The organism is uncultured Jatrophihabitans sp. (genome assembly GCF_964251945.1).
Taxonomy (GTDB): domain Bacteria; phylum Actinomycetota; class Actinomycetes; order Mycobacteriales; family Jatrophihabitantaceae; genus Jatrophihabitans.
Genome location: NZ_CAXULP010000008.1, coordinates 82,516 through 98,466, shown reverse-complemented (window position 1 = coordinate 98,466; position 15,951 = coordinate 82,516). Strand labels below are relative to the sequence as shown.

Annotated in this window: 7 protein-coding genes; 5 read left to right on the top strand and 2 right to left on the bottom strand. The window is 71.2% G+C overall.

The window, feature by feature from the left end; genetic code table 11:
• Nucleotides 1-32 precede the first annotated feature (32 nt).
• From ACFFBG_RS15315 to ACFFBG_RS15300, 4 genes are all read left to right on the top strand, one after another.
• Nucleotides 33-758: a hypothetical protein gene (locus ACFFBG_RS15315; protein WP_375480223.1), complete on the top strand. Its 726-nt coding sequence runs from the start codon at nucleotides 33-35 to the stop codon at nucleotides 756-758.
• An 8-nt stretch (nucleotides 759-766) separates the two neighbouring features.
• Complete coding sequence (locus ACFFBG_RS15310; protein WP_375480221.1) at nucleotides 767-2,422, top strand: DNA polymerase Y family protein; 1,656 nt, start codon at nucleotides 767-769, stop codon at nucleotides 2,420-2,422.
• Nucleotides 2,423-2,667: 245 nt separating this feature from the next.
• Nucleotides 2,668-3,447: a GAF and ANTAR domain-containing protein gene (locus tag ACFFBG_RS15305; protein ID WP_375480219.1), complete on the top strand. Its 780-nt coding sequence runs from the start codon at nucleotides 2,668-2,670 to the stop codon at nucleotides 3,445-3,447.
• A gap of 358 nt (nucleotides 3,448-3,805) precedes the next feature.
• Nucleotides 3,806-9,130 carry a beta strand repeat-containing protein gene (locus ACFFBG_RS15300; RefSeq protein WP_375480217.1) on the top strand — a complete coding sequence of 1,775 codons (5,325 nt, stop codon included), beginning with the start codon at nucleotides 3,806-3,808 and terminating at the stop codon, nucleotides 9,128-9,130.
• A gap of 224 nt (nucleotides 9,131-9,354) precedes the next feature.
• On the opposite strand, the gene ACFFBG_RS15295 is transcribed toward ACFFBG_RS15300, so the two are convergent.
• Nucleotides 9,355-10,371 carry a LuxR C-terminal-related transcriptional regulator gene (locus tag ACFFBG_RS15295; RefSeq protein ID WP_375480215.1) on the bottom strand — a complete coding sequence of 339 codons (1,017 nt, stop codon included), beginning with the start codon at nucleotides 10,369-10,371 and terminating at the stop codon, nucleotides 9,355-9,357.
• A 782-nt stretch (nucleotides 10,372-11,153) separates the two neighbouring features.
• Between ACFFBG_RS15295 and ACFFBG_RS15290 the strand changes: the two genes are divergently transcribed.
• Nucleotides 11,154-13,517 (top strand): PP2C family protein-serine/threonine phosphatase, encoded by a 2,364-nt coding sequence (locus ACFFBG_RS15290; protein WP_375480213.1) that lies wholly within the window; start codon nucleotides 11,154-11,156, stop codon nucleotides 13,515-13,517.
• 15 nt (nucleotides 13,518-13,532) lie between these two features.
• On the opposite strand, the gene ACFFBG_RS15285 is transcribed toward ACFFBG_RS15290, so the two are convergent.
• On the bottom strand, nucleotides 13,533-15,935 hold the full coding sequence (locus tag ACFFBG_RS15285) for an EAL domain-containing protein (protein ID WP_375480211.1): 2,403 nt from the start codon (nucleotides 15,933-15,935) through the stop codon (nucleotides 13,533-13,535).
• Nucleotides 15,936-15,951: the final 16 nt, after the last annotated feature.

The window sequence follows — 15,951 nt, the reverse complement described above, 5'->3', positions numbered from 1 at the left end:
CAGATTTAGAACATCAGTTCGACAATGGCCGCATGCTCGATGTCGCCATCCGCAAGGCAGACGGTAGCTCTGCCGTCGACTGGCGGCACGTCGGCGTCCGGGCAGTTCCGCCGTTGCCGGTCGCCGACGGGTTGCGGGCGGTGCTGCCCGACGGATTGCGCCGCGGCAGCACCGTCAGCGTCCGCGGCTCGACGTCGCTGCTGCTCGCCCTGCTTGGCGCGGCCTCCGCCGGTGGCGGCTGGTGCGCGCTCGTCGGCTTTCCGCGGATCAGCGCCGAGGCCGCGCGCGAGTACGGCGTCGAGCTCCGCCGGTTGGCGTTGATCCCGGCGCCCGGCGAGGGTTGGGCCACCGCCGTCGGCGCGCTGCTGGACGCCGTCGACATCGTCGCCGTCCGGCCGCCGCGCGGGCGCGGGCTGAGCCCGGGCGACGTGCGCCGCCTCGCCGCCCGGGCGCGCAGCAAGGACGCCGTGCTCGTCCCCTACCTCGGCGCCGCCGACAATCTCAGCGCCGCCGACAACGGCGCGCAGTGGCCGGGCGCGGACGTGCGGCTGAGCGCCGAGGACGGCGTGTGGTCCGGCCTCGGCCAGGGCGCCGGACGGCTGCGCGCGCGGCAGGTGCGCGTGAGCGCGGCAGGCCGTGGCCAGGCGGCCCGACCGCGGTCGACGACGCTCTGGCTGCCCGCCGACGGCGGCGGCGTCCTGCCGGCAGCGCCCATCGCCTCTCCAGTAATTGAGCCCGTCATCGACCTCGCCGGCTGAAGCACGCGATGAGCACGCACCCGGCGGATAAAAACCGGCGCATCTGCGTGTGGTGTCCGGACTGGCCGGTCACCACCGCGCGCGTCGACGCTGGGTCCGACGCTGGGTTTGACGGAGACGCGCCGATCGCCGTCGTCACCGCCAACCGGGTCCTCGCCTGCTCGCACGCCGCTCGCGAACACGGGGTGCGGCGCGGCATGCGGCGCCGGGAGGCCCAGGGCTGCTGCCCGCAGCTCGTCGTGCTGCCCCGCGACGAAGCCGCTGAGGCGCGGATCTTCGAGCCGGTCGTCGCCGCCCTCGAGGCGATCGCCCCGGGCGTCGAGATCACCCGGCCGGGGCTGGCGGCGATCGGCGTGCGCGGCCCGACGCGGTATTTCGGCGGCGAGACCGGCGTGCTGCATGCGCTGTCGAAGGGGCTGGCCGAGGTCCCGGCGGTGACCCGAACCGGCCGGACACTGCCGAGCGGCGCCGGCGCCGACGTGCTGATCGGCATCGCCGATGGCGCGTTCGCCGCCGAGCAGGCGGCTCGCCGCGGCTTGGTCGTCGAGCCCGGCGGCTCACCCGCCTTCCTGCGCGACCTGCCGGTCAGCGTGCTGGACCCGTCCGGCGTCGCGCCGTTGATCGACCTGCTGCGCCGGCTGGGCGTGCGCACGCTGGGCGCGTTCGCCGCGCTGCCAGCGCGTGACGTGCTGGCCCGCTTCGGACCGGACGGGCTCTGGGCGCACCGGCAGGCCGGCGGGGTGGACGAGCAGCCGGTGTCCGGGCGCCGTCCGCCGGTCGAGTTCACCGTCACCCTCGATCTCGAGCCGGCGGTGGACCGAGTGGACACCGTCGCGTTCTCCGCTCGCGGCGTCGCCGAGCAGTTCATCACCGACCTCGCCGAGCACGGGCTCGCCTGCACGTGCTTCGAGCTGCAGGCCACGTCGGAGAACGGCGAACAGACCGTGCGCCGGTGGCGGCACGCCGGCGTGCTGTCCACGGTGGACGTGCTGGACCGGGTTCGCTGGCAACTCGAGGGGTGGCTGGCGAGCCCGACGGCGAACCGGCCGACCGGCGGGGTGAGCAGGCTGACCCTCGCGCCGATCGAGGTGGTGCCCACCGGCACGCATCAGCAGGCGCTGTGGGGCGGGTCCGGCGCCGAGGACGAGCGGGCCGGCCGGGCGCTCGCCCGGGTGCAGACGCTGCTCGGGCACGGCTCGGTGCTCACGCCGGTGCTGGACGGCGGCCGCGACCCAGGCGCGCGCACCCGGCTGGTGCCCTGGGGCGACGAGCCGACGCCGCTGCGCTCGCCCGAGCAGCCGTGGCCCGGGCAGCTGCCCGCCCCGGCGCCGTCGGTGCTGCTCGACCCGCCGCGGCCGGCCCAGCTGCTCGACGCGGCCCGCCGGCCGGTGCGGGTCACCGACCGCGGCGCGATGTCGGCGCCGCCCGCGCTGTTCGGCATGGGTGGCTCAAGCGGCGACCCGAACGCCGTCACCGCGGTCACGTCCTGGGCCGGTCCGTGGCCGGTGGACGAGCGGTGGTGGAGCGCGGAGTCCGCGCGCCGAGTGGTGCGCTGCCAGATCGTCGACGTCCGCGGCCGCGCCTATCTCGTCACCGGAACGATGGGGACGGGCGCGACCGCCGACGAACCGCCGCGCTGGCAGGTGGACGCCGTCTACGACTGAGCGCGCGGCTTCCCCGCGTCGAAGCGGCGCTGCTGTCCGGCAAACGATCGAATTGCACGTGGCCCGAGCTGCGGGCGACTCAGACCTGAACTCTGGCGACGGCGCGGGCTACCATTCGAATCGCTGAGAACACAGCCGGTCCGGACCCGGAACTGCTTTCGCTGTTCCGTGAGCGACGTCGTCGCTCATTCGCGGACATAGTCCGGGCTCGTGCGCTGCTGACAGTGCGGCGGAGGCTGTGTTGCATGACAAATCGCGAAATCCCGCGGGCGTCGTCGGCCGATGACGACGTCGCTGGGTTGACGGCGGCTGTCGCCGGTCTCGCCGGCCTGGTCGCCGACAGCGGGACGATAGAGCAGCTGCTCACCGAAGTGGCGTCGTTCGCGATGTCGGCCGTGCCGGGCGCCGACGGCGCCGGCGTGACAGTGGTCGAAGCGGGGCGGCACGACACGATCGTCGCGTCAGAGACCTTTGTCCGCGACGTCGACGCCATCCAGTACCGCCTTGGTGAGGGACCGTGTATTTCTGCCGCGGCGACCGGCAGTACCAATAGTTCGGGCGCGCTGGGCGAGGACGCGTCCTGGCCGACGTTCGGGCCGCTGGCAGCCGAGCTCGGCGTCCACAGCGCGTTGTCGCTGCCGTTGGTTTTCAACGGAGACATCCTCGGCGCCATCAATGTGTACGCGCACGCGCGCGACGCCTTCGACGGCTCGTCGCGCGGCATCGGCGAGAAATTCGCCGCGCCAGCAGCGGTGGCGGTCCACAACGCGCTGGTCCTGAACGAGGCGCAGCAGACGGCCCTTCGGCTCGAGACCGCGCTCAAGACCAGGTCGACGATCGATCATGCGATCGGCATCGTGATGTCGAGGACCGGTGTCTCGGCGAGCGACGCGTTCATCCGGCTGCGGATCATGAGCCAGCACGAGCACGTCAAGTTGGCGGTCGTGGCCCAGAACCTGGTTCAGGAGTCGACGCGCAGAGCGCGGGCGCGCGTGCGGGACGCGCACGCCGACGAAGGAGCGTGACCTCGCTGGCTCCGGCCTGATCGGAGCTCGGCATCGCATCTCGGCATCGGATCTCGGCATCGGAGCTCGGGCACGCGTTGCGGCAGCCTCAGGTTAAGGCCGCGGCGGCCGATGCAGCAGGTGTGGTCGCGTCGACGGGTCTCAGCTCCCCCGAGCCTCTCGTGCGCGACGGTTGGGTTTCCAGAGGGGCGCCGCGCCCCGTCCGGTCGGGTTGGTAAGCCGCTCCGAGACGGCACCAGATCGCAAACCCGCACGGCTGCCAGGACGTTTCCCGGCAGCCCGGCGGGCGCGGCGGCGCTTCAGCGCCATCCTCGCAGTCACCCTGGCCCTGACTTCCTGGCTCGCAGTGACGACGCCAGTGCCCGCCGAGGCCGCGATCACCAGCCCGTTCACGCAGGTCTACTCGGTGAACACCAGCGGCAACATCCAGATCCGCGGCAACACCTCGATGACCTGTCAGACGGCAGCGACCAAGTGCGCGGCCGCCCGCACGAACACCAACACCACCCTCGGTGACAACAACAACAACGCCTACTTCGGGACCTACGTCGACGTCGACGCCGACCCCTCGACCTTCGACTCGTCGAGCTCGACGCTCGCCATCCCGAGCGGCGCGTCGGTCCTGTTCGCCGCACTGACCTGGGGCGGGGACACCACGGCCGGCGCGGCGATCACCGTCAACACCGCCGCGTACGGGTCCGGCACACCGGCCGCGGCGCCGACCCCGGCCAGCGCCGGCCAGGTCAAGTTCCGGGCCGCCGGCGCCGCGTCCTATCAGTCCGTGTCATCGACGCGGACCACGTTCCTGTCCGGGACGAGCGGCCCCTACCAGGGTTACGCCGACGTCACCGGCCTGGTGCAGGCCGCGGGCAACGGCTCCTACACCGTCGCCAACGTGCAGGCCGGCACCGGCGCCAACAAGTACGCAGGCTGGGGGCTGACCGTCGCCTACTCGAATCCGACCGACCCGCCGCGCAACCTGGCCGTGTTCGCCGGTTACGGCTCGGTCGCCGGCGGCAACACCGTGGACATCCCGGTTTCCGGGTTCCAGACCCCGCTCAGCGGGGCGGTGAAAACCACCCTGGGCGCGATCTCCTACGAGGGCGACGCCGGCTCGGTGGGCGACCAGATGCAGCTCGGCAACACGACGTCCGACCTGCAGAACGTGCACGACGCGTTGCACCCGGTGGCCAACACCTTCGCCTCCGTCATCAGCGACAACGGCGCGGACACCTCGACCCGAAGTCCGAACTACCTGAACCAGCTCGGCTACGACCAGGCGACGTTCAACGAGAACGGCGTGCTGTCGAACAACGCGACCAGCGCGCACATCGAACTGACCTCCAACACCGGCGGCGAGACGTACTACCCGGGCCTGGTCACCTTCGCCACCGACCTGTACTCGCCGAGCATCACCGCGACCAAGTCCGTCCAGGTGGTGCGCAAGGCGAGCGGCAACATCCAGTCCGGCGTGCCCGAACCCGGCGACACCTTGCGGTACACGATCAGCAGCGCCAACAACGGGGCCGACGACGCGGTGAACACCATCTTCACCGACACCGTGCCGGCCGGCACCAGCTATGTGGCCGGCTCTTTGACGGCCGGCGGGGGCGCGCTGAGCGACGCCGCCGGGGACGACGTCGGCAGCTACAACGCCGGGACGAACGCCGTCCGGGTCAACCTGGGCACCGGCGCGGGCGCCGGCGCCGGCTCGACCGACGGCGGGACCGTGGCGTTAGGCGCGTCGGCCGCCACGGTCACCTTCGACGTCACGGTGAACAGCGACATCACCGACGGCGCGTCGATCAACAACACCGCCCGGATCACCTACACCGGGCGGCTCAACGGCCTCGCGGTGGCCGGCGCGAGCAACACCGCGATCGCCGCCGCGGCGCGCCATCACAGCGCGCTGTCGATCACCAAGACGGCCGATCTCAGCCTGGTGCAGCGCGGCGCGGCCACGAACGTCACCTACACCCTGACCGCGGTCAACTCCGGGCCGTACGACGACCCGGGCGTCACCGTCACGGACACCCTGCCGGCCGGCGCGACAGTGGTCAGCGCGACGCCGAGCGCGGGCACGTGCACGACCGCGGCGGCCCAGGTGACCTGCCCGATCGGCGCGCTCGCCAACGGCCATTCGGCGAGCGTGCAGATCGTCCTCCGGCTCGACTCGGTCAGCGACCCGGCTGCCGACACGGCCGCCGTGGCCGGCCAGAACGTCGACGACAGCTCCGCGGACAACACCGCGACCGTGCGGACCGCCGTCAACACCGCGCCGGTCGCCGCGGACGACTCGGCCACCACGTCCGCAGGCGCCGCGACGATCAACGTCCGGGCTGATGACAGCGACGCCGACGGCGACCCGCTGACGGTGACCCCCGGGTCGAACGCGCCCGCCAAGGGCAGCGTGGTCGTGAATCCCGACCAGACGATCACCTACACCGCCGCCGCTGGGGCCGTCGGCGCGGACGTGTTCAGCTACAACCTGTCCGACGGGCGTGGCGGGACGGCGACGGCGAGCGTGCACGTGACCATCCCCGACGCGCCGCCGCAGGCCCAGCCGGACTCGGCGAGCACACTGCCGCGCACCGCGGTCACGATCCCGGTGCTCGCCAACGACACCGACCCGAACATCCCGGGCAGCGGCCAGGCCCTGTCGGTGAGCGCGGTCAGCCAGCCGAGCGGGAACAAGGGCGCCGTCACGAGCGACGGGACGACCGTGGCCTTCACGCCCTCGGCCGCCTTCGGCAAGGGGACGGCGACCTTCACCTACTCCGTCAGCGACGGGGCCGGCGGGACGGACGTCGGCACGGTCACGGTCACCATCGCGAACGAGGCGCCGGTGGCGGCCGACGACACCGCGTCCACGGCGTACCTGACCCCGGTCACCGGCGACGTGCTCGCCAACGACACCGACGACAACTCAGACCCCCTCACCGTCACCGCGGTGACCGGCGCCAATCACGGGACAGCGACGATCACCGGCACGCGCGCCTCGACCCGCATCCGCTACACGCCGGCGGCGGGCTGGAGCGGCGACGACACCATGACCTACACGATCAGCGACGGGACAACCACCGCGACCGCCCACCTGACAATCACCACCGCTGACGCGGCGCCCACGGCGGGCGACTTCGCCGCGACCGTCAGCGGCGGATCGCCCACGACTGTCGACGTGGTCAGCCACGCCGCAGATCCGAACGGCGACACGCTGACCGTCCAGGGCACGAGCGGGTCCACCCACGGCACGGTCGCCCTCGACGCGAGCGGCGACGTGGTCTACACCCCCGACCCGTCCTACGCCGGACCGGACAGCTTCACCTACACCGTCTCCGACGGCAACGGCGGCGCCTCGACGGGGCACGTGACGCTGACCGTCGCGAACCAGCCGCCGTCCGCGCAGGACGACATCGCGCTCGTGCCGGTGAACCGCAGCGTGGTGATCGATGTGCTCGCCAACGACACCGACGCGAACCTCGACACCTTGACGGTGGCCGGGACGAGCACGCCCGCGCACGGCAGCACGGTCGTGCACGGCGACGGCACGATCACCTACACGCCGACCCACAATTACCTCGGCGACGACTCGTTCACCTACGACATCAGCGACGGCAACGGCGGAACCGACACCGCCACCGTGACGGTGACGGTGGCCAACCAGCCGCCGGTGGCCATCGACCACCCCGCAGTCGCCTCCGGCGCGGCCGGCTCGCCGATCACCATCGACGCGCTCGCCGGTGACTCCGACCCCAACGACGACCCCCTCACCGTCTCCGCGGTGTCCACGCCGGCGCACGGGACCGCGACCGTCGACGCCTACGGCGACATCGTCTACACGCCGTCGGCTGCCTACGCCGGCCCCGACGTGTTCACCTACACCGTCAGCGACGGCCGCGGCGGCCTGTCGACGGCGACCATCACCGTCGACGTCCAGAACCGCGACCCGGTGGCGAATCCCGACTCGGCGATCGCCGCCACGGGCGTACCGACCACGGTCAACGTGCTGGGCAACGACACCGACCCCGACGGCGAGGCCCTGTCGCTGCTGTCGCTCGACCCTGCCAGCGCCCACGGCGGGACCGTCAGCCTGGACGCCTACGGCGTGCGGTACACCTCGGCTGCCGGCTTCACCGGCGCGGACACCTTCAGTTACGTGGTGACCGACCCGCGTGGCGGCGCCGCCACCGGGACGGTGTGGGTCACGGTCGTGGATCAGGCGCCCTTCGCCGTCGGCGACACGGCGAGCACCCCGTACGCGACGCCGGTGACGGTCGACGTGCTGGCCAACGACAGCGACCCGAACGCCGACCTGTTGACAGTGACCGCGGTGTCGGGCGCCGCGCACGGCACGGCGACGATCGTGGCCGGCGGCACGCAGGTGCGCTACGTCCCGGCCGCGGGATGGAGCGGCACGGACTCGCTGAGCTACACGATCAGCGACGGCCACGGCGAAACCGACAGCGCGCAGCTGACCGTCACCGTCGGCACGGGCCCGGTCGCCGGCCAGGATCACGGCACGACCGAGCAGGGCATTGCCACAGTGCTCGACCCGCTGGCCAACGACGTGCCGGGCGCCGGCACCACCTTCGACCCGACCACGCTCGTGCTGGTGGACCCGGCCGATCCGGCAAGCCCGACGACCCACCTGCTCGTCGCCGGCGTCGGCGCCTACGACGTGGCCGCGGACGGGACCGTGACGTTCACGCCCGTCCACGCCTTCACCGGCGCGAGCTCGGTCGGCTACCGGGTCGCCGACCGCCAGGGCAACACCGCCGCCTCGTCGATCACCGTCAGCGTCGCCACGGTCACCCCGACTGCGACGGACGACACCGTCACCGCGGCGCCCGGCACGACGCTGTCCATCGACGTGCTGGGCAACGACCAGCCGGGCGACCCGGCAGTCCCGCTCGACCCCACCAGCGTCCAACTGGTCGACCCGGCCTCGGGGCACACGGCAACCGAGGTGACCATCGCCGGCCAAGGCACGTTCGCCGTCGTGGCCGACGGATTTGTCGACTTCGCACCCGTCCCGGGATTCGCCGGTCGCAGCGTTGTCAGCTACCGGGTGGCGGACGCGAACGGCACGGTGACGACTGCTGTCGTACGCGTCGAGGAATTCGGCGATCCGCAGGCAGTCGCGCGGCCGGACAGCATGCGGTCCGACGGCAAACCGGTCACGCTGCGTCCACTCGCCGACGACCAGCCGAGCCTTGGCGCCCACTGGGTGACGTCGAGCCTCTGCCTCGTCGAGCCGGGCAGTGGCGCGTGTGTCCAGTCACTCGCCGTCGCCGGTGTCGGGACGTGGCGGGTGTCCGCGGGCACCGTTCGCTTCGTGCCGGCGCGCGGCTACCGGGCGACGGCGTCGGTTGCCTATCAGGCCGCGGACAGCTCCGGGGCAACCGTGCGCTCGACGCTGAGCGTCGAGGTGTCCCCGTCGACGTCGACGTCGACGCCGACGCCGACGCCGACGCCGACAGCAACTCCGACACCGACAGCAACTCCGACGCCGACGTCGCGGCATTCCGCCGCAACGACGCCGGTGGGAAGCCAGCCAGGGGCAGCCGCTGCCGGGCTGTCGGCCACCGGTGTCGCGGTCGTCGAACTCACCGGGGTCGGGCTGGCGCTATTGGTCATCGGCTTGGTGCTGCTTTCGGCCGGGCGACGTAGGCGCCGGCCATGAGAAACGCCCTATCGCAGCAGCTCCGGCACCACCTTTGGAGACGATAGTGCGATGGTCGTGATATTGCGTCCTCGCTAATCAACCGACGGGGGCGCATGCTCGTAGTTGCGGGGCTGTTACAAGCTCTGCGAACCAGTGTCGGGCACGATGCTGGCGCACCACCGAACATCTCGCCTTGACCGGCGAGCTATCCCCCGCAGCTCAACGGTCAAGGCGAGTTCTATTTAAAGGGCGCGGACCGAATGCGCGGGCGCGCGGAGCAGTTCGATGAGTTCCTGTTGGGTGCCGACGGCGAGTTTGCCGAACACCGACGACAGATGATTGCGAATCGTGCCCTCGCTGAGGAAAAGCAGTTTCGCGATCGCGGACACCCGGTCGCCGGCCATCAGCAGCGCGACGATCTCCAATTCGCGGCTGGAGAGTCTGCCCAGGTCGACATCAGAACGCAGGGTCGTGGACGCGACGGCATGAGAGGTCAACGCGCCTCGAATTCCGCGCCCCAAGCGGGTGATCACGTCGGCGATGGCCTGCGCGTCTGCTGAGCCCTCCGCGTCCTCGGTGAGCAGCGCGAATGCGCAACTAGGCGCAGGCGTGAGCGGCAGCAGGACGAGTTGGCTCGTCACGACGCCTCGATCAGCGCTGACGACGCCCACTCGCAGGGTGAGCCCCTCTTTGTGCCTCGCGGCCCCACCCAGGGCCGACAACACATCAGGCAGATCTTCCGGGGCGACCAACGCAAGGAACGAGGAGCCGATGATTTCCTGCGGCCGATAGCCGAAAGAGTCGAACACATCGCTGCTGATCCGATCGATCAATAGCGCGGCGTCAGTCGAACCGATCACCGGTGATGGCGACCCGTCGTCCTCCCACGGCACAAAGGCGCGCCCTGCGGCGTCCTCTTTGAGCAGCACCGCGATCGCGACCGCCCGCGCGGCATCCTGCACCGTCCTTATCCAAAAGCGCCGTCGCTCACCAGTTCGCTTGAGAGTCTGCACGCTTTCGTAGCCGGTGATCCGGCCGGCGCCCAGCAAGGACATCGCGTCCGACGCCTCGGCCTCGGTGAATTCCCTCAGCTCGCGGCCGACCACCGCCTCGCCGTTGTCCGCGAGCAATTCATGCGCGCCGGCACTCGCCGCGACGATCTCCTGTGAAGGCACTTTCAGAATCAATACCGGCGCCTCACTGCTGCGCACGACATCGAATACCTCGCGGATATCAAATGCGCCGTTCGTGACCTCCACTGTCCGCTCCTTGCCTCACCGCAAGTGCACTGACCGCGGTGTGCTCGTCGTCCCCGCAATGCTGTGAAGCACGACGTTTCGACGGGCACACCGCGGGCAGCCCCCGCTGGGTCGGCTCCCCCGGGAACCGACCCGCTCGGTATGTGCTCCCCCGCGGAGCGACACCGAGCGGAAGTCGCAGCCGGCGCAGCGCGCTCGACCACGAGAAGTTGTTGTCGAAGAGGTCAGTGCCGGCGTCTCGACTCGACCTGCACCCGTATGTGCTTGTCTCCTGCGGCGGACACATTCACGTCGGTGCGGATCGTGCGCGACAGTGCTGTCAGCGCTGCGATGATCCGGCTGTTCGCTCCCGAGGAGTCGATGCCTGTCCGGACGTCCCGGCCTGAGCGAATGCTCGGCATCCGCGGCGGGATGCGTTCCGGGGGGCTGCTTTGTCAGCCGAGAGTGACCATACTCGCTTATCACCTCACATGGGCGATACCGCCAGACTTTCGGTCTCAACGTCGTAATCACGACAATCGTCGCGCTGCGCCGACGAGCAACCGCGCCGCATGCCGCCGTTTGAACCCGACCTACCCGGAACCCGACCTACTCGACACTGGTGTTACTGCGCGTGTTATTGCGCGTACGCGGAGTCTCGGCTGGTGTGGCAAGGTTGGGGATGAACAGTGCTCGCAGGTTTTGCTGGTCGACCGCCCGATGGGGTTCCCCCCACGGTGGCACCTCGGGTCGAACAGGGCGCAGAACACCGCGTCCGCTTGAGGCACGCAATGACCTCCGACATGAATTTCACCCGGCACGTCCTTAAGACAGCATCGCCCGAGGCATCGAACGTCGACGTCGAACCGGCGGCCAGCACCTCGAGTGACGACCCGAGCCGCGATCTGATGACGAACGGGTCCGCCCTCGTCCACCTGAGCGTGCGCGCGCGAGTGGACGAGGCGTTCGCCTTCGATCGACGGGCGACCAGGCTGCTGTATCTCGCCGAGAACCAACTGGCGCGGACCGAGGCGGAGCTGGCCCAGTTCGTCGACTCGGGCCACGGTTCGCCTTCTCGCGAGGAGTTGGTTCAGGCGGTCGATGAGGCAACTGACGAGCTTGCCGACGCGGCCGCCTTCCGGGCCCGGTGCCGCGACGCGCTGAGCGAGACCCTGGATGGCTTCACCGTCGACGCGCTGTCCTCCAGGGGGCGAGCTGACGGGTCATCGTTGAGCGCGGCCGCCGCCGCCGTGGTCGCCGAGGCCACCGCAATCGCCGCCACCGCCGAGCAGACGCTGGCCGGCGAGATGCACACCGGGATCATCCAAGCCGCGAAAAAGGCCGCAGAGGCCGTCGCTGCCGCGGCCGTGACGGTCGCGCGCGCCGCGGAGGCTTCTCGGCTGGCGCGGGAAGAGGCGGACGCCCGCGCGGCCGCAGACGTCGCTGATCGGGCAGCTGCCACGGCCGTGAGCGTGCAGGACCAGGCGGACGTGCTCGCCGCCGCCACCGCCGCCGCCGCAGCCGTCCGAATCGCAGTCGAACGACTACTGCACGCCGACGCCGCGGCCGACGCGGACATCGGGGCGGCGACGCTCGAAGCCGAACTCGTCGCGGCGACCGCTCGATCGCAGGCTGGCGAGACGGCCGCCGCAGCCCGGATCGTCGCGTCCGCAGTTGCCGCCGACGCGGACGCGGTCGCCGCGGTCACCTCCTCCGCCGCCGCCGCGACGAAGCGAGACGTGCTGGCGGCGGCGACCGTGGTCCGGGCCGAGGCCGACGCGGCTGCGCGCGAGCTGGCGCTGCCCAAGACGGCCGAGCCGGGCGAATCGCCGGCGCCGGTCAGCGACCAGCAGGCGGTGGATGCCCAGCGTGCCGCCAGCCAAGCCGCCGCCACCGCCGCCGCGGCCGCCCAGTCCGCGCGTGGGGCACGCTCCGCCGCCGCGTCGAAGGCAGCTGCCACCGTGGCCCAGGCGGCCGCCCAGACAGCTGACGCGGTGCAGACGCGGGCCGACGAACTCGCCGCCATCGCCGCTGCCCGCTCCGCCGCGGTCGTCGAAGAATCGCTGTCGCCAGCCACCTCGTCCAACGCGCAGAGCGACCGGGCCGACGCGGCGATGCGAGCCCGCGCCGCGACGGCCGCTGATGCTGCGGCTGTCGCCCAAGCCGAGCAGACAGCGGTGGCGGCGGCCCTGGTCGCGCGCACGGTCGAGGCGACCGCCGAAGCCATCGCGGCACGGAACTCCGCCGAAGAGGTCGTGATCGAGAACCACGTCCGCGACACGGCACTCGCCATGCAGGCCACGACAACCGCCACCGCGGTGCAGCTCGCGGCAACCACCCGGGAGCGCGAGGCCGCCGTCGCGCTGGCGACCCGGGCCGCGGCAGTCGCGGTCGAACGAGTGCGGGAAGCCAACCGGCAGCTGGCCCGGGCGAGCCGCCACGACCGCGCGGTTGCGGTGGCGTTGCAGCAGGCCATGCTCAGCGACCTGCCTGGTGTCGCCGGCATGACGATGGCGGCCCGCTACGTCACCGCCAACGAAGAGCACCAGGTGGGCGGCGACTGGTACGACGCGCTGCTCCTGCCGTCCGGAGCGCTCACCGTGATGGTGGGCGACGTCATGGGACATGACATTGCCGCCGCGGCGATGATGGGGCAGCTTCGCAACCTGCTTCGCGCGCTGGTGTGGGAGAACCGTCAGGGTCCGGCGGAGGTCGTCGGCCGCCTCGACTCGCTGCTGCGCGACTTGAAGCTCAAGACCCTGGTCACCCTGATCCTGGTCAATGTGGAGGACGCCACCGACGGGGAGAGCGTCGCCACCGTTCGCTGGACAAACGCCGGGCACCCCGCCCCGATCCTCATCCACGCCGACGGCACGGCACTCGTCCTCGAGGACGACACCGACATCCTGCTCGGGGTGACCCCCGGCGCCGTGCGACATGACCACGAGCACTCGATACCGGCCGGCGCCACGCTCCTGCTCTACACCGACGGCCTCATCGAAACCCGCAGCGAGTCGATCGACCACGGCCGACAACGGCTGCTCGACGTCGCGCGCGCTCATTACCGACTCGAACCCGGCGAGCTTCTCGACGCTGTGCGCGTCGACATGATCGGCGACCACCCGACAGACGACGTCGCGATGCTGGCCGTCCGCTTCGGCGACTGACGCCCGGGCGACCCCTCAGGCTTGCGCGTTCGCGGCCATCCGTCTCTTCAGCCGTCGCTGCATTTTCGCGTCGTACATGGCGCGGTCGGCAAGGTCGATGGCGTGGTGGACGGTGATTTCGGGGCGCAGCGCTGCCCAGCCGGCCGATGCGGGCACGGCGGCGCGCTCGAGGGCTCGGGTGAGGCGCTCGACCTGGGCCGGGGCGTTGGCCGCCTCGCAGTTGGCGATGATCATGCCGAACTCGTCGCCGCCGATTCGGGCGAGAAAGTCGTTCTCGCGGGTGTGGCGGCGCAGCACCGCGGCGGCGCTGCGCAGCAGTTGATCCCCTGCTCGGTGTCCGCCAGGTCCGTCGTTGACTTCTTTGAGGTTGTCCAGGTCGATGACGACGATGACAGTCGGGTCGGCGAAGGTGGCGAAGTCGAGGTCGAGCGCGGTGATGGCGTCATCCCAGCCTCGCCGGTTGTGGACGCCGGTGAGCGCGTCGGTGGTCGCGTAGGTCAGTGCGGCGTGCGAGGTGCGCTCGGCCTCCTTGAGCGCTCGGTCGCTGGCCAGAGCGATGGTGAGCAGTTCGGAGAGGAGATCGAGGGTGGCTGCGAGCTGATCCAGCTCGGGACGAGGGCTGCGATCCAGCCCGCAGATCGCCCCGAACAGACTGCCGTCCGGCTCGATGATGGGCGCGCCGGCGTACGCGCCGATCTGGATGTCGCGGTTCACCCGGGCCGCCGCGTAGGCGGGCACGGCGGCCGAGTCCGGGGCGATGCGGGGCGCCGTCCCGGCGACCATGTGCACGCAGTAGGAGTCCTGCCAGGCATGGTTGTCGCCGATGCTCAGCCCGTAGTCGTTGTCGCCGAGGTAAATGTGGGTCTGGCGGTCGTTCTCGACGCGGGTGATGGACCAGCTCGCCATCGGCATGGTCGTGTTCAGGTAGTTCAGCACCACCTCGGACGTCGCCCGGAAGCCCACCGCCCCGCGGCAGGCGGCCAGCGTGGCGGCGAGTGCGCTGCCCCCTGTGCCGGGGCTGACCACACCGACGATGTCACCGGCCCCAGGCGATGGCACAGCGACCGGTCGCCCGTCCGCCTCGTCGGCGGGGCCCGGCTGTTCGGCGGGGCCCGGCTGTTCGGCGGCCAGCCGCGGCGCTGTGGCGCGGGCCGGGCCGAGATCCTGGATGAAGGCGCGGGCGGCGTCGACGACGGCCGGTCTGTCGTGGGTGTAGACGAAGTCGAAGCGGCGCTGCCCGTCGGGCCCGGTGTCCCCGCAGTCCCGCGCCGCGAACGCCGCCGCGTAGTGCAGATTGAGCACGATGACCACCCATTCCGCGCCCAGCCGGCTGCCGTCCGGCAGCGGCCCGACGTGGTAGGTCGGCTCGTCCTGATACGGCAGGTCCTTCGCAAGGACGATCGTCAGCGCGTTCGCCTCGGCCAGTTGCCGGTAGCGGGCCTGCTTGCCAGCAGTGAAGTAGCGCGTGTTCTGGAACCCGGCGAGCAGCACCGACGCGTGCGACCCGACGCTGGCTTGTTCCTCCAGGTGGGCGCTGATGTGCAAGAGGTGCTCTTTGGCCGCGCGGTGCGTGCTACGCGTGGTGGAGAGGATCTCGAATGGGGTGCGCCCGTCCAGCGGCAGCAGATGCTGGCGCAGGGGTATGGGGTCGCTCACCGACACTGCGGCGGGCAGCGGTCCGGGCCGCCCGTAGTAGTAGCCCTGCCCGTAGGTCGCGCCGAACACCTTGGCCAGCTGCTCCTGCTCCTGGCTCTCGATGCCCTCGGCGAGGATCACCGCTCCGGAGCGCTCGGCGTAGGCGCGGACGCCAGCTGTGACCGCCGAGGCCTGCGCGTCGGGGAGCGCTCGGACCAACGACATGTCCAGCTTGACCACGTCCGGCCGCAGGAACGGCAACAACGCCAGCGATCCTTCTTCGGCGCCGACGTCATCCACCGCGACCCCCCAGGAATCGCGTCTGGCCTGGTCGGTGGCCTGGATGAGCTCGAGCACGTTGCCCTGCAGGTCACGCTCGACGACCTCCAGGATCACCCGGAGGTCCGCCCGCGCCCGCGCCAGAGCCGGCAGGAGGTGCGCCGGGCAGGGCATCGCCAATCCCGCGGACTCGACGTTGATGAGCCACGACAGCGTCTCCGGCAGGCCGGCGTCGGCGGCGATCTGCATTGCCTGCGTTCGGCACAGCCAGTCCAGTTCGCCCACTCGGCCGGCGACCCGCGCCGCGTCCAACAAAGCCAGCGGCGACTCGAGCGCGGTGCCGGCCGGGCCGCGGGTCAACGCCTCGAACCCGGCCACCGACCCGGACGCCAGATCGACCACCGGTTGGAACACCGTGCGGATCGCCTGTTCGTCGATGATCGCGTCGATCGACCACTCGCGGCGAGCGGGCTCAGCGATCTGCTCGAGCGGTGCGGAGGTCATGCCTGACTCATCGGTC

Coding starts and splice junctions, on each gene's coding strand:
- ACFFBG_RS15315 (WP_375480223.1), top strand. CDS start 33: ATGCTCGATGTCGCCATCCGCAAGGCAGACGGTAGCTCTGCCGTCGAC.
- ACFFBG_RS15310 (WP_375480221.1), top strand. CDS start 767: ATGAGCACGCACCCGGCGGATAAAAACCGGCGCATCTGCGTGTGGTGT.
- ACFFBG_RS15305 (WP_375480219.1), top strand. CDS start 2,668: ATGACAAATCGCGAAATCCCGCGGGCGTCGTCGGCCGATGACGACGTC.
- ACFFBG_RS15290 (WP_375480213.1), top strand. CDS start 11,154: ATGAATTTCACCCGGCACGTCCTTAAGACAGCATCGCCCGAGGCATCG.
- ACFFBG_RS15285 (WP_375480211.1), bottom strand. CDS start 15,935: ATGACCTCCGCACCGCTCGAGCAGATCGCTGAGCCCGCTCGCCGCGAG.